At 61.2% G+C, this 17,366-nt stretch carries 14 protein-coding genes and 1 pseudogene; 5 read left to right on the plus strand and 10 right to left on the minus strand.

The window, feature by feature from the left end; translation table 11 throughout:
- Positions 1-86 precede the first annotated feature (86 nt).
- A pseudogene (locus A1QA_RS16745) lies at positions 87-1,526 on the plus strand (IS1380 family transposase).
- 241 nt (positions 1,527-1,767) lie between these two features.
- Here the strand turns inward: A1QA_RS16745 and A1QA_RS15880 are convergent.
- From A1QA_RS15880 to A1QA_RS0107175, 10 genes are all read right to left on the minus strand, one after another.
- A complete protein-coding gene (locus A1QA_RS15880; RefSeq protein WP_154652316.1) occupies positions 1,768-2,070 on the minus strand; it encodes a hypothetical protein in 303 nt (100 codons plus the stop codon).
- Positions 2,071-2,435: 365 nt separating this feature from the next.
- Entirely contained in the window at positions 2,436-2,975 is a 540-nt protein-coding gene (locus A1QA_RS15885; RefSeq protein WP_154652317.1) for a hypothetical protein, read from the minus strand.
- Complete coding sequence (locus tag A1QA_RS15890; RefSeq protein ID WP_208853906.1) at positions 2,965-3,273, minus strand: hypothetical protein; 309 nt, start codon at positions 3,271-3,273, stop codon at positions 2,965-2,967. The genes A1QA_RS15885 and A1QA_RS15890 overlap by 11 nt, the downstream gene beginning before the upstream one ends.
- A gap of 143 nt (positions 3,274-3,416) precedes the next feature.
- Positions 3,417-4,406: a hypothetical protein gene (locus tag A1QA_RS15895; protein WP_154652319.1), complete on the minus strand. Its 990-nt coding sequence runs from the start codon at positions 4,404-4,406 to the stop codon at positions 3,417-3,419.
- A gap of 15 nt (positions 4,407-4,421) precedes the next feature.
- Positions 4,422-4,916, minus strand: coding sequence for a hypothetical protein (locus tag A1QA_RS15900; RefSeq protein WP_154652320.1), 495 nt, complete (start codon positions 4,914-4,916; stop codon positions 4,422-4,424).
- Complete coding sequence (locus A1QA_RS15905) at positions 4,916-5,545, minus strand: hypothetical protein (protein ID WP_208853907.1); 630 nt, start codon at positions 5,543-5,545, stop codon at positions 4,916-4,918. Before A1QA_RS15905 ends, A1QA_RS15900 begins: the two co-directional genes overlap by 1 nt.
- 182 nt (positions 5,546-5,727) lie before the next feature.
- Entirely contained in the window at positions 5,728-6,069 is a 342-nt protein-coding gene (locus A1QA_RS16175; protein ID WP_167320646.1) for an OmpA family protein, read from the minus strand.
- A gap of 904 nt (positions 6,070-6,973) precedes the next feature.
- The gene (locus A1QA_RS13960; protein WP_043508375.1) at positions 6,974-9,361 is read right to left on the minus strand and encodes an ATP-binding protein; all 2,388 of its coding nucleotides are present in this window, start codon (positions 9,359-9,361) and stop codon (positions 6,974-6,976) included.
- Positions 9,362-9,366: 5 nt separating this feature from the next.
- The gene (locus tag A1QA_RS0107170) at positions 9,367-10,131 is read right to left on the minus strand and encodes a response regulator (RefSeq protein ID WP_017178238.1); all 765 of its coding nucleotides are present in this window, start codon (positions 10,129-10,131) and stop codon (positions 9,367-9,369) included.
- A gap of 161 nt (positions 10,132-10,292) precedes the next feature.
- Positions 10,293-11,288 carry a hypothetical protein gene (locus tag A1QA_RS0107175; RefSeq protein ID WP_017178239.1) on the minus strand — a complete coding sequence of 332 codons (996 nt, stop codon included), beginning with the start codon at positions 11,286-11,288 and terminating at the stop codon, positions 10,293-10,295.
- A gap of 602 nt (positions 11,289-11,890) precedes the next feature.
- Here A1QA_RS0107175 and A1QA_RS0107185 point away from each other — a divergent pair.
- From A1QA_RS0107185 to A1QA_RS0107200, 4 genes are all read left to right on the plus strand, one after another.
- A complete protein-coding gene (locus A1QA_RS0107185) occupies positions 11,891-12,190 on the plus strand; it encodes a hypothetical protein (RefSeq protein WP_017178241.1) in 300 nt (99 codons plus the stop codon).
- 1,196 nt (positions 12,191-13,386) lie between these two features.
- On the plus strand, positions 13,387-14,151 hold the full coding sequence (locus A1QA_RS0107190) for an MT-A70 family methyltransferase (RefSeq protein ID WP_244266112.1): 765 nt from the start codon (positions 13,387-13,389) through the stop codon (positions 14,149-14,151).
- Positions 14,152-14,205: 54 nt separating this feature from the next.
- Entirely contained in the window at positions 14,206-14,397 is a 192-nt protein-coding gene (locus A1QA_RS0107195; protein WP_244266113.1) for a hypothetical protein, read from the plus strand.
- Positions 14,398-15,045: 648 nt separating this feature from the next.
- Entirely contained in the window at positions 15,046-17,343 is a 2,298-nt protein-coding gene (locus A1QA_RS0107200; protein WP_208853908.1) for a type IV secretory system conjugative DNA transfer family protein, read from the plus strand.
- Positions 17,344-17,366: the final 23 nt, after the last annotated feature.

The following is a 17,366-nucleotide window of genomic DNA, read 5'->3' on the forward strand; positions in this document are numbered from 1 at the left end:
AACTATCTCGCCGAATATGCTCTAGCCTCGAGTTTTCATCGTCGGGGTGTTGAAGATGGGGTGAAGGTGTCGCTTCGCCTGGAATAATGCGGGTTGCTGAGATCCGAGAACTCCAGAGGAAGGACACCTTCGCGGTGAAGAATAGCGGGTTGTATTCGGTTGTGGGTGTGGAGTGCGGGGGGTGTTCCTGCGGTGGGGCTGGCCGGGGCGAGGCTGCTGACCGAGACGAGCAGGGTCACGGGCCTGGGCGACGAGCTCTCGCAGGTCCTGTCTGCGTGGCGGCGGTCGTGGGCGGTGCACGACCCGGGCAAGATCATCTTGGATCTGGCGGTGTGCGTGGCCCTGGGAGGTCGGTGCCTGTCTGACCTTTCGCTGCTGCGGTGCGACAAGGAGGTCTTCGGGCCTGTTGGCTCTGACCCGACGGTCTCGCGACTTGTGGGGGCCCTGGCCGACCACGTCGAGGCTGTCGAGGCCGCCGTCAACCGGGCCCGCAGGACAGTGAGGCAGCGGGTGTGGGACCTGGCCGGCGAGCACTGACCAACGGCTGGAATCAGTGCTGAGCGTCCGTTGGTGATCGACGTCGACGCCACCCTGGTGGGCGTCCACTCAGACAAAGAGGGGGCGGCCCCGACCTTCAAGAAGGGGTTCGGCTACCACCCCCTTGACCGCATGGTTCGACCACGGCCCCGGCCAGGGGGCCGGTGAGCGCGCGGCGATCATGCTGCGTTTTGGAAACGCGGGATCAAACACTGGCGCCGACCACATCGAGATCATCCGCCGGGCACTGGACCAGGCCGGGCTCGGCCCCAGCCCCGGTAGAAAGGTGCTGGTGCGCATCGACGGGGCCGGAGGCACGAAGGAGACCACCTGAGTTCCTGGCCCGTCGGCGGGTGTCCTACAGCGCGGGGTTCACGCTTCCCGAGCACACGCCGCAGATCCACGGGCACCATCCCCTGAGACTGCCTGGGCCCCGGCCTACAACGCTGACGGCCAGCCCAGACAGGGTGCGGACGTCGCTGAGACCCGCCGACCTGCTGGACCTGACCGCTTGGCCCAAGGGGATGCGGGTCATCATGCGCCGAGAGCGGCCCCACCAGGGAGCCCAGCTGCGCTTCGAGGACGTGGGCGGCTACCGGCTGACCGCCTTCGCCACCAGCACGAGGGTGGGTCAGCTCGCCGATCTCGAGGTGCGCCACCGGCTGCGGGCCCGCTGCCAGGACCGTATCCGCTGCGCCAAGGACACCGGGCTTGACCGCTTTCCCTTGCAGGGGTTTGCGGCCAACCGGGTCTGGTGCCTGATCGTGGCCTTGGCCTGTGACCTGCTGGCCTTCTCCCAGCTGCTCGCCATGGCCGACGCTCCCGCCCGCGCCTGGGAGCCCAGGACGATCCGCCTGCGGCTGATGAGCATCCCCGCTGTCATCGCCCACCACGCCCGCCGCACCGTCCTGCGCTACAAGGCCCGCCACCCCTGGACCAGCCTTCTGCTTGACGGCCTCGGGCACCTCCAGGCCCTACCGGCTCCGTAGACACACGGCTCCTGCCTCCTGTCCACCACGATCCTGAAGGAAGAACCCTCTGGCCCCCCGAAAGGCCCGACCACCGCGAGACCACACGCGGCAAGCCGTCACACCCAACCGGCATAATCCCAGCCACGACACCGGCAACGACGCCACCCACACCCCACTCAACCAACCAATGAAAGATCGAGGCTAGAGAACAAACAACCGCCCATCGACTTTTGCAGGCTCAGACAGTAAGCCAGATTATTCATTGGCCGTCTGCATCATCGTCCTGTTCTTGCTCTCCTGCATCAACGGCTTTACGTAGCTCAGCCCGAGCAGTCTTCTGTGACTCAACGTTCACTTGCTTCTTTCGCTGATAGAACTTGTACGCAACTCCAACAATACCCACGCCGATCGCAGTGAAAACTACGCCCTGCATGCGCAACCCCATCGCCGCTCGTGATACGGCAGCTGACTCGAGATTGGCGATCAACTTCTCCACACCACCAGCTGCCTTTGCCGCATTCGTCAACTGCCCGTATGCGCCAAGATTATCGATCCCTGCCATTCCCATGCTCCGTTCGATCCTGTGGGCTTTGATTATAGACCACACAGGGAGCCTGTTCACAATCGAGAGTATGGCAGGAACTGGCCTTACAATCTCACGTGGCTGCTCAGTGCCGTCCTGCCAGTGGAAGACGTCGTGCCAGTCCCCACTAGTACCTTCCGGCGCAGCCAAGCTCAAGGCATAGAGGCCAGTGATGTAGTGCCCTGGCGTCGCGAGAGGAATCTCGACCTGCCGGGGGAGAGAGGCAAGGTATTTATCCTCGAGAGTAGGTGGATGGCATGGTGAATACCTACTATATTGGTCTCAGTTTGTAAATTACCTTATACTTGATGAGTGAGCTATTTAGTCAGTCGGCGATAGGGTGACTAGTGATAGTCATTCCAATCTACATCACAAAGCCAATGTTTTGTGGCATTATGAAAGGCTGCTTCGTCGCCGTATGGATGCTCCGGCGTGGATATAAAAAAGTATTCCTTTAGTTTCTCTTGAACAAAGTTAGAAACAGCATCATAATTGAGCGTGTCCATAATCAGTGGTTCTACATCACCATCTCCGAAATACATTGTTCCGCAGGGGTCGTCAATGAATGATGGAGAACACACAACGATTGCGTAGCGACCAGGTTCTAGAGGGTGGGGAGCAGTTATTCCGGCACCTTTTAGTTGAACAAGGTCGACTCCAAGTTCAATACACCAAGGGCATCTATTGTTAGCGCCAAAAGTAATGGTGTCAGACGTCAATTTATTTCTACATATTGTTCCGCCGGAGTCTAGCGTCCAATCGATGCCTACATGCCGACAATCGTCGCTTAATTTCAGTAACGTGTAGTGAGATTTCATAGATTTAACAGTAGCATAGTGCTGGCTGATTATCAACGACTTAACCAGCTGATGTTCAAGAGTCATTTTTGAAAGTTTCGCTGCCTCGAGGGTCGACGCCGTTAATGTTATCAATTATTTCAAGATGACCATTGTAGAATTTGTTTCCTTTCTTCCAGTCTTGACCTCTTCTGCTTTTAGGAAACTTCCACCACGCTTCAAAGTTCATTATATTCTTTCCTTCGAGTACCCCAGAGTCCTTCACGCGAGGGCCTCTCACCGAATGCTCTGTTCTATCCGGCTGTTTAGCAACCGTATGTCTTTCTGTTGTTAAATAAATGTTGGGGCCGAGGAATGCTTGCTTCGCTTTCTTTGCGATAGACATAGTCGTAGACCCAAGGCTAGCGGTAGAGGGCTCCGGAAGTTTTCCTGCTTTCGCTAACGCAATATGCGACGAAAGCATTTTATTTAATGATCGTGCCGAACGATGAATTGATGGCCCTTTACCGAGTGGGGATGGCATGCGTATCAGGCTCCGTCATTATCGTTCGTGATTGGGAATCCTTGGCTGTCGTGGAATACTTTCAGAGATGCTCTCTCCGTGTTGTAGCGAGCAGCCATGATGTCTCGGAATTTACTCACCTTAAGTCGACGTTGTTCGAGACGTTCTTCGAGCTTTCGCCGTTGGTGATACAGAAGACTGTCGATAGGGCCGGGCTTTCGTAGTCGAACTTCGGTCGGATCAAACATGATAGCCTCTGCCCCCACCGCGACAAACGGAACAAGCATCTGGAGGAGTAACGGCCCAATCTTTGTGAATTCAAGCGGCCACCAGCGGAAATCTACGCTTTGAGCGCGAACAAGCAGAGCTACAAGATTCAGAATTCCAAACAGTACGCCGACGAACCAGTAGAGGTGTAAGCTATTTGCGCCAACTATAAGTTCTTGCCCCTTTTCCTTCAGTTCACGTTTTAGTTCTCGCTGCGCTCTTATGTAGTCTGACTGACGAAGTAGATGAGCAAGAGCGACGCCAATAGCGAATACCATGAGCCCCATGACTCCTCCAGTCCAAAACCCGGAAGACATGCCAAGAACACCAGACTCATCATACTGATCTTCATTTAAGGCGATGGCCATTGCTGTGGCAAATAGATAAAAGTCTACCGCTCCGAAAACTATCCAGGAAACAAATCGTACTACAAAAGGGGCATCAACCAGTACGAATTTAGATCGGATTCCAGATTCTCGCCAGGCTTGTGCCAGGTTTTGTTTGTCTATAGTGGTGGAGTTCTCCTCCTGTCGACGTTGATCTCTTCTGTCGATACGTTGATCTACGCGTCGAATACGTGCTTCGATGTGACCAACGTATTGTTCGGCCCGTTGCTCGGTTTCTGCCAGTTCTACTTGCTCGATTCCGTCTAGGATTTTCTGGTGTCCTGCACGATCGACAAGCACGTCCAGATCTCCGATGGTAACAATCTGAGCTGCTGTGGCACCTAGCCTGGTTCCCTTTGCCATTATTCTTCCCTAAGTTCAATCGAGCGGACGCGTCCATGTTCCGCATAGATAGCAGATCGTTGCGGAAACTAAGCCGAGAATAGCAATTGCGGCGATAGTCTTGGTAGTATCTTGGGTGTACGCGATTGTCAAAAACGTTCCCAACAGCATCGCCATTGAGGCAAGTACTCCACGTCTTGCTGCTCGCATGCGGGCAAATGTGACATGCTGGGGCGGAATCATGCTTAGTGTCTCAATTGGTGGCCTATTTGCGAGACGTGCTTTGTATCCAGCTCTTGATCGAGCGTCCCGAAGGCGAAAAGCATTCCCCATCAAGAATGCGCTACCGCAAGCGAATAGATCGGACGTTGCGCATAGCATGCTTGGGATCTGGTCGTGAATAATCCAGGCCGGCAAGGCGGCCGCCAGAAGGGCGACTGCGCCCGCAATTGCCGACAGAATCGGTGTCGAAAGCCGCAAGGATCTAATCTCGGCGGCAGCTTCATTTGGTTGCAGCGTTTCAGTGTTCATTACTCCTCCTTCTGGGCAACAACACAGTGCTTAGATAGCTGGGCGCAGAACTCGGCAGCTAGTTGCGTACTGAACGTTGTGACGGCGGGATTGCTTACGTTGCCAGCTCCCAGGACGGTCATGTTTGTTTCACCGAATGAGGGGAGCAGTTGTTGATCAGCGCATCGTTGGACGATCTCTTTCGCAAGTTCTGACGAAGCGGGCGCTGCATCGGCAATGTCGAGACAATCAGTGCCATTGGAAAGAAAGTTGCTCCACAGGATAATGTTGACATCGGCACTGCCTTGCGATTTCACCCTGTCCTTCGTCCAGGTCAACAGGCTGCGGAAGTCACCTCGTTGGTTATTATCAAGGCTCAGCGACTTCATCGTAGTGGTGATGTCTTTCTTGACTTCGCCGAGGTAGTCACGTTTCTTTCGCTCCATAGCTACTTGGTTGTTGTGCTTGGGGATGTAGGTGAACGAACGATGAGCGCCATCCATGCATGTCAACTCCGTGACGCTATTACCATCGCCGGTATAGATCGCGCCGATCAAGGTGACCTCGGTTTTGTTTGCCAGTTGGCGTGCGACTTCGCTGTATACCTCGTCTGTTGCCCGTTGGATGGTGGAGGGTTCATTGTTGGGCAAGTCGATAAGAGCTACTATGGTTGCGCTCTGCGCGTTGGTAGATGTGGGTGCGTCGGACGAGTTAACGCCAAGTTGACTACAATCTGCGCTTTGCTGCTCGCAGGCAGCAATAGGGGCGCAGCATGCAAAGCTAAATGTAGCGGCTACTAAGAGGGAGAGTGGGCTTCTTTTCATGGTTTCTCCTACCGTGCCGGACAGCTGGATGGTTTGCTCTTGGCGATCAGTGCATCAACGCGCCGGAAGGACTGATCGTCTTGCTGCGGCGCAGCTCCGGTATCGCCGACGCCACACGTATTAATTGCGGTTTCTGCAATCCCGCGCTCGATCAAGGCCTGCTTGATGCTATTGGCGCGATGTTCACTCAGCACTTGGTTGCTGGCGTGGTCGCCCTGTCCGTCAGCATGACCGACAAGCTGTACGTAGGCACTCTGTGATCGTACGGTTTTTGCTAGCTGGTCGACGATCGTCATCGCCTCCGCCGTTAATGTTGCTTTGCCGGTGTCAAACAGCGTATCGGAGTCCAACGTTGCTGTGCATGATCCATCGCCGTTTGGCACACACTGTAAATCAGGCAGTGTCGGTGCCTCGATAGGCATCGCTGGCCGAGCCCACGGAGAAGCAGGGCTAGTTGCGTGATTGCTGCACGCGCCTACGAAGAAGACCGCCAGAAGCGTGACGACTCGAAGTCGGGTATGCCATTGTAGACGGCGTATGTGTGGTGTTGTGTAATACCGCATCGGTCGGGATTTCTTAAAGTTGTTTTTGTTTGCAAGTAACACGTTTAGCGCCAGGCGGCATGCTGGTTGTAGACCGGAGTGCCTATGTTGTTGATTAGTGTTAGCGGCCGCGTCGCATTATGTTGGCTGAACTTTTCGTAGTAGTCGACCACGGCGACAGTCTGCTCATATGCCATCTCGGGGGTTCCTTACTCGACGATTCGGGATTCGGAGAGGAAAGCGAAGCGAGCTCTAGACGCATCGTTGCGCACACGCACCGGTGCTGTCCTGGCTCGCATTCGCTTGACGGAACCGAGATTAGTGAGACCGTGGCGTAATCGACCAGTCTGAGTACTGAGACAGTGGTTTGCGGTGTGGTATTAACGCGGTTTGTGGGATACGTGAACGTGAGCTGGTGTGTCCTGTGTGGAAGTCCCAGGCTGGGTGTCGTATCAACTGCAAGTTGTTAGACAAATGGTGGGAAGGTCTGGCGCAGTGCGGTCTCGTAAGTTTGATTCGTAGTCTTTATCGATTTGCTCGCAACGGTATGAGTCATGCATGTATGCGGGTGCTACGTGCGTGTTTGCTGGCTGCTGAGAGCTCGAGAACGCCTACAGCGTGTGTGTCGACTGGTGAGTCGTGGCTGAGCGGCGCTGAACGCCTCTGCTGGGGCTCGAGGGCTGTCTGGGTGTGTCAATCGCTGATGCCAACGTCAACTCGTGCGCCGAATCCGCTCTAGCGCGATCGCCCCCGCTGCGCTATGGCATTGGATGGTGGCGGCGTACGGCGAGTGCTGCGGGCAGAGGCGAAGGACGACTGACTCGCCGTTCTTCGCGCGGTGCAGCATGCGAGTGGCGGTGTCGACCAGCGTGGTGGGGAGCGGTGGTGGTGTGATGGTGAGGTCTGTGTCCTGCTGCGAGTCGTCGAGCTGGATGACGTCGACGCCTCGATCGCGCGCCTGCCGAACGGCATCACCGAGGGATGGGTGCCCAGCCAGGCGCGGGACACGAATCAGATCGCGCAGCTCGGCTTCGACCCGCCGGGCCAGTTGCACCAAGGCGTCGCTTGGAGCGTCGGTGAGTGAACTCAGTTGCTCAAGCACTGGGCGCGAACGTTGGCTGACGTCGGCCAGGAGGGTGGTTTCGGCCTCGAGGCGGGCTTGCCTGGCGGTGCGGAGCACCTGTGCCTGGTGGGCTTGGCGCTGCATGGCGGTGATGCGTGGCTCGATTGAGCGCACCAGGGCAATGACGGTGGCGACGGTGAGTATGTTGATGCTTTGAAACGCCATAGAACGCACGAAAGGCATGGCCGAAACATGGAGAACGAGTACGGGGATCGTGTGAGCCATTGCGGCGATGGAGTGGCTGGTTAGCATCAGCCTCCAACGGTGTTGGTGTAGGAGGATCACCATCAAGATACCGTGATGACCCTGAGGCCAGGATGCTAACTCAAGTGTTGGTGTGACTGGCCCCCAAACAAGAAATGGGATAACGCCAAGCGCCACACATATGAGTGTGGCATACTGCTGAAATATGCGCGTCCGGCCAGTGGGTGGCCAGGCAAATAATGTGAACGTGATGGTGGTCGCTGTCGCACACAAAACGGATGCGTAGAGATGAATCTGAGAGTCGGCTGCTCGTGCGACGTGCAGCCAGCAGGATAGCAGGATGACCGCGATTCCAATACGTCCCCAGGAACCGTGCACGGTAGCTGACAGCCCCTCACCGGTGAGAGGAAGTGACGGTTCCGCTGGAACAGCGGTAGTTGCTCGCTTCAATTCGAGTGTTACTGATGTGCCGCTTCCTATTGCGGAAGAGACGAATGCGTCTCCACCTGATAGGCTTTGCATGCGAGCAATAATGGAGTTTTTTAGTCCGAGCCGCAGCGGACTCAACTGATTTATATCAAAGCCGACACCGTCGTCGGCAATAGAAAGTGAGAACGTGTCAGCGCTTTGATATATGGATGCTGTACAGCGAACGTGTTGTCTCACATTCTTACCGCTTGCGTGGCTAGCAACGTTTCGTAGCGCTTCAAGAGCGGCTGCAAGGATCTCGGCGTACTCGTCTTCCGTTATGTCAAATCCTGCATCGTCGTTTTCTGGGAATGTCGCGGGATGAACATCATACTCGATATAGGTCTGTGGCTGCTGCCAGCACCATGAGCGTAGCTGATCGATAAGTTCGGCGGTGTTGTGGGCATCATGGCCTGACTCTGGCTGCTCCATGAGGCTAAGCGCATCGTTGGCGACCGATCGAAGTCTTTGTGCGGGTGTCCCTCTCTCGGGAAATGCCGACACCAGTGCAGCCAAAATATGGTTGTGTGCAAGGTTACGTGCATGGCGGCTTCCTGCCAACCGGGCTCCGAGAGAGGCGATATGACTCTCTTCTAAACTATTTCGCTGTTCTTGGTGATCGAGCTGGCGTGCGCGCTCGATGAGCCAACTGATGGGCAAACTGTAAGCGCCAGCAAGGACGGCGCTATAGATAGACCGTGACCATATCGTCAGGGTGCTTTCGTTTCCTATGGTGGCCCGAACGTATAGTTCGAGGATAAAAAGTGCACCAAGTCCGCAAACGGATGTTCTCCATGTGGATATCGAGGATAGGAGTGCCGCCGGTACGACCAGCGCAAATGTGGGAAGGACGTGGATGCCTGATACGAGATGCGGCTGGGCCGTATCGAGATGGTGCAGGAATGCGGTGGCGAGGCATGTCCAGACGTGAATGGTCAAGTATGCTTTGGCGCCCAAGCGGGCTCCTGAAGCAGCTGCAGCGCTCCGTGTTGTAAAACGCCGCGACAATGCCAAGAGGGAAGTTGGGCATAGTATGAGTGGGATGGCTGGCGCGCACAAGAAAGGATACCCAGCTCCCCACTTGTACCAGGTTGGTGCCTCCACGACTTGCCGCAAGAGCGACGGTTGCTGATGCATGAGCTCAAACAGAAGCGCGAACGCGCTTGCCCCCATAATCAGGATGATCTGATACGCGTCTTGGTTGGTGCCATCGAGTAGCATCCGGTTGACCACGCCGGTTCGCTTCTGCTGGGAAGCACTGGTCAAGCCGGTGTCGGCAGCGAACGGAGCGGCGGAGGCTGCCATAGCGCTCAGAACGAGTGCTGGAGATCCAGTGTGGGCACGAGTCCCTCGGCCTGGGCCCGTACCAGCAAATCGACGCGGCTACCAGCGGGGACGCCAGCGTCCATGAACTTGCGGCGGATGCGCGAGACGTAGGTGTTGACGGTGTGGATCGACAGGCTGAGCTGACGGGCGACGAAGCTCGCCTCCGCGCCGGTGGCGTAGAGCGAGAGCACCTCCTGCTCGCTGGACGTGAGCGCAGAAGTGACGAATGCGCTGTCTGCATCCAGAGCACTTGCCCAGTCCAGTGATGGCGTCAGCTCACCACGCAGCGCTGCCCGGATTGTGCTGATCAGGACATCCGGTGTCTCGGACTTGCGAACAACACCCAGGACGCCGCCCTCACAGGCGCGGCGGATCAGGTAGGGGTCATCGCCGCTGGTGTAGGCGATCACCGCTGCGCCTCGCGTGCGCAGGGTACGGGCGTTGTGTGAGGGGTCGGAGCCATCCGGTAGGCGCAGGTCGAGCAGTACTACATCGGGCAAGCGCTCCTTCGTCGCGGCCGTCTCCTCCAGCAGCTGCGCAACACTGGGATACCCTCCCCGAAAGTGAAGGCTGGCGGTCATCGCCAGCATGGTTGTCACACCCAGGGCGATGACATCGTGGTCATCGATCAGGGCAACGGTGCCGACTTGTAGCACCTCGCCGGCGGGTGCCTGCTGGGCGATGGAGTCGGGATGATGCGGGGCGACTCCGGTAACCGAGCCGCCACCGTTAGCAGGTGGCTGTGTCATCTCTGGGTCCTCACGAACCGTCGGGGAAAGGAGCGTGGATCAGGCGATGTTGACGCTAGCAACCTGGTAGCGCGCATCACCATTGACGAATACCAGAGTTGACCAACCGGCAATTAGCACAACCCTCCAACGGCGAGGCCCACTTTTGGGCACATCACCCCTCACCACTCCCACCCAAACCCACCAAACAGCTCACCATGCACATCGCGCTGGGTGAGAGTGGCGCGCTGCTGGGCATCCAGGCTGGTGCGGTTGTACTGGCTGGCGGCCTGTGGGCGGGCAAAGGGGCTAGCCCCAGTGAACTGCCAGATGCTGGACGGCACCTCCCCGATGAAGCGCACCTGGATGGTGGCCAGCAGCGAGCGGGCGTGGAAGGCCCGACTGGCCAAGGAGATCGGCGTGGTGGGCTCCTCGCCTGGCAGGGGCTCGGCTCGGAAAACGAGGTCGTAGCGCGTGGCGTCTTGCATCGGGGTGCGCCTGCCGGTAGCCGGGTCGATGTGCCAGAAGTGGTCGTTCCACCCAGCGCCTTCGACGGGGCGGCTGTTGACGCTGAACTCCCCGCCCGGCTGCGCCGTGACATGGGCGGGGTAGGAGCGGGAGATGGTGACGAAGTCCAGCTCGCCGGCCATGTTGGCCAGCCGGTAGTGCTCCACCGTGCCGCGCCACTGACGCTGCTCCACCACGATGAGCGTGGTGGTCTCCTCATAGACAATCCCACCGTGCATCTCCGGCACATCCAGCACCAAGGGTGCCTGGGAGTAGCGCCCAGCCACCAGACGGCTGTGCAGCAGGCGCAGGCCTGCCTCCTCCCGAGAAGCGATCGTCTCCATGCTGCACCCCAAGCGGCTCGCCATCGCCCGCCGCCGATCTAGCAAACTGCCACTACCCACCGTCTCAGGACTAAGCGCAAAGGCCGCCAGCAGCACACCCACCAGCGGCTCGTCCTGCTCACTCCCGTTCTCACTCAGGCTGTGGATGGCTGAGACAAAGCGATGCCGTAGCCGCTCAAAGGAGTCCTCCAAACTGCCCCGGAGCACCTCATCGACGATCGGGGCGTGCACCAGCCGCGCCGCCGTAAACCCACCGCGCTTACGCAGCCACGCCAGCTCACGCAACAAGGAAGCCGCATCATCGGCGTCGAGACGAGCGCGGGACATGAGCAAGCCTCCTGGGGAAGTAGGGGCAGGGCGGGAGTCAGGAGCGGGATGAGCGGAGATGACGTCGTTGGGGCAGGGCAGCGACGAGGCGACCGAGGTGCCAGTACCGGTGCTGGCTGAGACGCCTGCTGTGACGGGCCTGTCGTGAGTGGCGACTCGGGCATCGGCGGACGGGACGGGCCGCAAGCCAGCCTAGACCGAGCGGCCGGGACAAACTAGGAGATAGCGCGGGGGGCCGAAGAACAGCGGCGAGGTGTCTGCTCCTGGCTTGGCGGACTGGCTTCTCGGCGTAGTCGCTGGCCTGCCGACCGCAAGGGGGCTGGCTCGTAGCAGCTCGTGTGCGCCAGTGGTGGACGCCTGAGTGAGCCCTCTTTTCCAACTTTCTTCCAACTTTGACGGCACTGCGGCGCGGCCTGCCTACCGTTCTCACCAACGCCACGAGCATGAGGCCAGACCGGCGGAAAACGCCGGCTTGGCGCGGCAAGTGGCGGGTGGTACGGCCCGCTCTCCCCAGAGCGGCAGCACGGGCCGTCGGCCCGAGATGACCAGCCCGGCTGGTCGTCTTCCTCTCTTCTCTTCCTCTCTCCTCGAAAGGACTCCTCATGGCCTCTACCAATCTCAGTCTCTTCTCGCCCCAGCGCACCCGGATGGGGATGGTGCTGGGCAATGGCCAGGCCCGGGTGACCAGGCGAGAGATCGAGCAGGTCGCCGCCCAGGCAGAAGTAGCCGCCCAGGCCGAGCAAGCCCGGGCCTTCCTGACCTCCCAGGTGCTGACCAACATCGCCACGCTGGTCACTCAGGCCGAGGCCCAGACCCGCATCGCCCCCGGCGGTGCCCAGTTCTACGAAGCGATCATCACGGGGTATGCGCTGGGCGCTGGGCAGCGGATCGGGCAGTTGTAGCCCCAGGGACGGCGCGACGTCTCCTCACGTTCCTTCTCTTCGCTTCCTTCTTTTCTTCTCATCTTCGGAGGTCTGCATCATGACGGTAATAGTCGGGATCCTGGCCCTCATCGGTCTGGCGGTGGTGGGCGCAATCGGCTGGGCGTTTGCCCACGGGGTGCGCGATGGCCTGGCCCAGTGGCGGGAGGCGCCACCGGGCGGAACGAGTCAGCCGGTGCCCGTTGGTGAGCCGCCGCTGTCGCTGTCCGCCGCGCTGCCGAGCAGCTACCAAGCCGGCCAGCTGGCCGGTGAGGTTGCAGCCAGCTGGCACTCGGCACACCAGGCGGCCAGAGCGGGGCGCGCGGCGGGCATACCAGCCGGCTCATCTTGGGCGGCCGCCCTGGCCCTGGGTAGTGAGCTGAGCCAGCAGCGCCAAGAAGCCGGCCGAGCCATGCAGGCAGCAATGGCCCAGGTGCTGCAGGACAACGAGCAGGCGGTGTGGGAGGCTGGTGCGGCCAGCGGAAGGTGCGACACCAGCGATGGTGGTGCGTCTCCTGGAGCGGTGCCGGATGCATCGGACGGTGACGGCACCAGTGGTGAGTCGGCGGCTGGAACGGCCCGCCCTACCTGGCCGGCTCACGCGCCCTCGCGCCGCCCACCGCGGCCGCGTCCCAGGCGGTGCACGCAGCACAGGCCGGCTCGGTCGGACGAGCGGCAGCCGTGAGCGATCGGCTCCATTCCTCACTCGCATTCTGAGCATTTTCTCCCACTTGTTGCAAAAACTACAGCACCGACTTTCATAGCCACTAAATGGCATTCGTGTCCATTTTGTTTCCTGGGGTGGCACCACAGAAATCGGTCGATGGCGGTACGTGTCGCGTCGCTTTGCAATCTGAATCCGGAGGCCTTGCAACAAACAAGTGTTCGTGGAATGTATGGGATAAGGGCAACCGGCTTCCGATGCGCGAAAATCTGGCGGCTGGATAGCCCGGAGCAAATAGCACGTATGAACAAAAAGGAGGGACATCATGCAGCAGACAAAACAAGCAGCCCGGCGATGCATTGGGGGAGCAGCCTCTCGGCACGGTGAGACGGCCAGGCAGGCGGGATCACTGGCAGGTCAGAACGTTGGTGTGCCGCGACCGGGTGACGCTATGAGCGATGGGCCTGGCTCGGCCGGTCGAAGTGACTCTGGGGGCGTTGCCAGCAGCGCTGCGGTGCTCAGCCAAGACAGTCCAGGCAAAGCCGCCGGCAGCGGCGGGAAAGCCGGCGTGCCGACTGGTGGCGTTGGCTCATCACCCGCCATCCCTGGCCTGCCGCCTGGTGGTTTCGCCACCATCTTGGTCGATCCGCCCTGGCCACTGCAGAGTGGTGAGAAGCACTACCGGACGATGAGCCTGGCGCGGATCACGGCGTTGCCGGTGGGGTCGCTGGCGGCCCGTGATGCCCATCTGTGGCTCTGGACGACGAATGCCTTGCTGCCGAGGGCGTATGAGGTGGCTGAGGCCTGGGGCTTTACGGTGCGTAGCCCGCTGACCTGGGTGAAGTTCCGCCTGGGCCTGGGTGGCCGCTACCAGCTGCGCAATGCCACCGAGCAGCTGCTGTTCTGCACTCGGGGGAAGGCGCCCTTGGGTTCGCGCTCCCAGCCGACCTGGTTCAACGCCCCCGTCACCGAGCACTCACGCAAGCCGGCTGAGCAGTTCGCCATCATCGAGCGGGTCAGCCCTGGGCCGTACCTGGAGCTGTTTGCCCGCCGCCGGCCAGAGTCGAACCAGCCCTGGGCGGTGTGGGGCGACCAGGTGGACTCAGATATCCGTATCCCCGGCTTTGCCGTGCCGCGGTATAGCGAGCGGGCGCGTGAGGCAGACGCCGAGACAACGACCACGGCAACGGAGCGGACGGAGCCGGTGCAGACGGTGGTGGCTGGTGCGTCCTGTGGTGACGACAGAGATGACGGTAACGGCAAGGAGGCCCTGCGATGAGTCGGCCGTGGCATGACAAGTACCCAATCGGCAGTCTTCGAGGAGATGGTGATGATGAGCGATTCGAGGCATTCGCCTGCTGGCAGTCTGCTGCGATGCGGCGTCGGTCTGCTCCTGATCGCGATGGGGCTGAGGTGGATCGTCGCCATCGTGCAAAGCAGCTGGCCCTGGCTCGTCGGGCTGCTCGCCGTGAGCGCCGCCGCCTGGCTGGCAGTGCGCTGGTGGCGCAGCCGACGGGAGTGGTGAGGGAGCCGCTCAGAAGCCATCAGCAGACGGATAGGCGTCGTCAGATGGAACGGGTTGAGCAACGGCATCAGTCGCAATGGGATGGTCGCAGTTCGAGTCCCGCGCTTGATACTGAGACAGCCAGCCGGAAGCGATGCACTCACTCCACGGCTGGAGGTCACCGGAAGAACGGTGGATGGCCTTATGCCCCAAGGAGGCACTCATGATGGCCCCGCACCTTGGTGGTCGCCCGGGTTCGTCGCGGCGGGTGCGCTTGGTGCCGGTGCGGCAGAGCAGCATGGATCACCGGGCGGTGGCGCGGATTGTGCTGGCTTTGGCGCGGCAGATGGCGGTAGATGAGGCTGTGGAGTCGGCGGCGGTTGACGAGGTGGTTTCCTCAGGTGCGGGGCTCTGCGCGGGGCGTGAGCCTGGCAGCAGCGATGGGGCGGCTGCCGCAAGTGATGCTGCGGTTCCGTGGGCTGGCGCTCATAGCGGGCAGAGTGCTTGCGGTGTCGCCTCGGTGGGGCGCTGTGCTGCGAATGAGCCCGCGTCGGCATTGCCTGGGAGTGGTGTCTTGGCAGGTCGGTGTTCTCGCCAGCGTCATGATGGCGCTCACCGTTCACCTCACGAGGATGCGGCTCCGTTCTCCACCCCGGGAGGTACCCCGTGATGGCCCGCCCCGCTCGCCCCTTGGTGTGGCACCAACTCCGCTTTGCCTTGCCGCTTGCCCAGGACGCGGCGGTGGGTCTGGTGGAGCGCATCCTAACGGACGCTTCGCTTGGTCGGGTGGTGCTGGAGCTGCGGGCCTGTGGTGGTCGGGCGACATGGGCGGTGGGCTCGAGCGCGGGTGAGCGGTTGGTCTCGGTGGTGCGGGAGCTGGTGCCGGGCTGCCGGGTGTCGCGTGGGTTCTCGCGGCGGGCGGTGAGCCAAGCGGTGGTGGTGTCGGCCCGGCCAGTCGGGGCGGGACTGGCGACGGAGCGCCTCAGCGCGGTGGTGCGGGCCGTCCTGGCCGCACTGGCGGTGACGGCTAAGGACGAGGAGCTGGTGGTGCAGCTGCAGCTGGGGCAGCGCTTTGCCCCGCAGGCTTTGGGGCGGGTGGAGCCGCAGGGCTGGCTGGAGCTGCTTGGCCTCGTACCGATTCCGTCTCTTAGTGGTGAGCGGGGTCGGCGCTTGCGGGCGCAGGTGGGGCGGCATCGGGCGGCGGCGTGTCTGCGTCTGGGGGTGCGGGCAGCTTCCCCGCTGCGCCAGCGGGTGCTGCTGCAGGGGCTGCTGGGAGCGCTGCGTCTGCTGGAGGGGCCGGGGGTGCGGCTGCGCGCCCGCACGGAGCACCCTGCCAAGCTCAATGCGGTGCGGCGGCCGTGGCGGGCGGGGTTGGAGCTTGGTGCGGCGGAGGTGGTCGGGATGGCTGGTTGGCCGGTGGGTGAGCTGCCATTGCCGGCGACGCCGTCAGCTCATCCGCGGGTGCTGCCGCTACCTGTGGCGCGTGAGACGCAGCGGGCGTTTGCCACGGGGGTGGCGGATCAGGCGGGTGAGCGGCTTGGTATCTCGATTAGTGATGCGCTCTACCACACGGTGCTGCTGGGGCCGACGGGGGCAGGTAAGTCCACCGCCTTGGCGCATCTGGCGTTGGCGGACATTCAGGCGGGTCGGGGTGTGCTCCTGATCGATCCGAAGACGGATCTGGTGGCGGACATTCTGGCGCGGATTCCTGAGCAGCGGCGTGATGACGTGGTGGTGATCGACCCGACCAGTAGCCGGCCGGTGGGGATCAATCCGCTGGCCCGGACGCAGATGACGCGCAGCGGCGCATTGTCATCATGTAGCGGCGTGTCAGGTGGTGGTGCGTCGCCGGAGCTGGTGGCCGATACGGTGCTGACGACGTTGAAGGGGGTGTTCGCTGAGTCGTGGGGTGTGCGGGTGGAGCAGGTGCTCTCTGCGGCGCTGGTGACGCTCGCCCGCACGCCGGGGGCGACGTTGGTCGATCTGCCCCTTGTGCTGACGAACACGGCCTACCGCCAGCGGCTCATTGCGGCCTCGGAGGCGGATCCACTGGGGACGGGGCAGTTCTGGGCGGCCTATGAGGCGCTCAGTGAGGCGCAGCGTCAGCAGTGGGTTGGGCCGGTGCTGACGCGGCTCCAGCCTTTCCTCATCCGCCCCCACCTGCGGGCCACGCTGGGTCAGGCCGCGCCGTCGTTCGACCTGGGAGAGGTGTTCACCCGGCGGCGGATTGTGCTGGTCAGTCTCAACAAGGGGGTGCTGGGGGCGGAGTCAGCGCGGCTGCTCGGGTCGCTGCTGGTCGGCCAGCTCTGGCCACTCATCCTGGCCCGGGCAGCGGTGGAGCCATCGCGGCGGCATGTGGTCAGTGTCTTCATTGACGAGGTACAGGACTACCTGTCGCTGCCGGGCAGCCTGGCCGACGCTCTGGCTCAGGCCCGGTCACTGGGCGCGGCGTTTCACCTGGCGCATCAGTACCGGGGGCAGCTGCCCCCGGCGCTCAAAGCCGGGATCGATGCCAATGCGCGCAACAAGATCATCTTCTCCCTGAGCGCGGCAGACGCGGCCGAGCTGGCCCGTCAGGCGATTGGCCTGGAGGCGACCGACTTCCAGCTGCTGCCGCGCTTTGGCGTCTACGCCCGCACCATGCACCACGGGCGGGAGAATCCCTGGTGCCACGCCACCACCCTGCCACCAACCCCACCGGTGCAGGACGCCCTGGCCCTACGCGCCAGCAGCCAAGCGCGCTACGGCCAGGACGCCGCGCAGGTTGAGGCCGCCCTGCTCGCGCGGCTCAGGCAGAACGGCGAGATGACCGGTGATGACATGGCTCAGATGGCAACGGACGACGCGACAGGTGAGCTCGGGGGAGAAGTCACGGGCGGAGACAGCGGGCCAGCGAACGGCGTACCTGGCTCGACAGCTGGCGTGGTGTTCGGCCGCAGGCCTGGACGGGATGGAGGAACAGCATGACAGGCGGAGGAATTGAGCGTGTC

Source organism: Actinomyces timonensis DSM 23838, assembly GCF_000295095.1.
GTDB classification, from domain to species: Bacteria; Actinomycetota; Actinomycetes; order Actinomycetales; family Actinomycetaceae; genus Actinomyces; species Actinomyces timonensis.

What these genes read in the sequence shown, in the direction of transcription:
- A1QA_RS15880 (WP_154652316.1), bottom strand. Translation starts at nt 2,070, where the DNA reads ATGGCAGGGATCGATAATCTTGGCGCATACGGGCAGTTGACGAATGCG.
- A1QA_RS15885 (WP_154652317.1), bottom strand. Translation starts at nt 2,975, where the DNA reads ATGACTCTTGAACATCAGCTGGTTAAGTCGTTGATAATCAGCCAGCAC.
- A1QA_RS15890 (WP_208853906.1), bottom strand. Translation starts at nt 3,273, where the DNA reads ATGTCTATCGCAAAGAAAGCGAAGCAAGCATTCCTCGGCCCCAACATT.
- A1QA_RS15895 (WP_154652319.1), bottom strand. Translation starts at nt 4,406, where the DNA reads ATGGCAAAGGGAACCAGGCTAGGTGCCACAGCAGCTCAGATTGTTACC.
- A1QA_RS15900 (WP_154652320.1), bottom strand. Translation starts at nt 4,916, where the DNA reads ATGAACACTGAAACGCTGCAACCAAATGAAGCTGCCGCCGAGATTAGA.
- A1QA_RS13960 (WP_043508375.1), bottom strand. Translation starts at nt 9,361, where the DNA reads ATGGCAGCCTCCGCCGCTCCGTTCGCTGCCGACACCGGCTTGACCAGT.
- A1QA_RS0107170 (WP_017178238.1), bottom strand. Translation starts at nt 10,131, where the DNA reads ATGACACAGCCACCTGCTAACGGTGGCGGCTCGGTTACCGGAGTCGCC.
- A1QA_RS0107175 (WP_017178239.1), bottom strand. Translation starts at nt 11,288, where the DNA reads ATGTCCCGCGCTCGTCTCGACGCCGATGATGCGGCTTCCTTGTTGCGT.
- A1QA_RS0107185 (WP_017178241.1), top strand. Translation starts at nt 11,891, where the DNA reads ATGGCCTCTACCAATCTCAGTCTCTTCTCGCCCCAGCGCACCCGGATG.
- A1QA_RS0107195 (WP_244266113.1), top strand. Translation starts at nt 14,206, where the DNA reads ATGAGCGATTCGAGGCATTCGCCTGCTGGCAGTCTGCTGCGATGCGGC.
- A1QA_RS0107200 (WP_208853908.1), top strand. Translation starts at nt 15,046, where the DNA reads ATGGCCCGCCCCGCTCGCCCCTTGGTGTGGCACCAACTCCGCTTTGCC.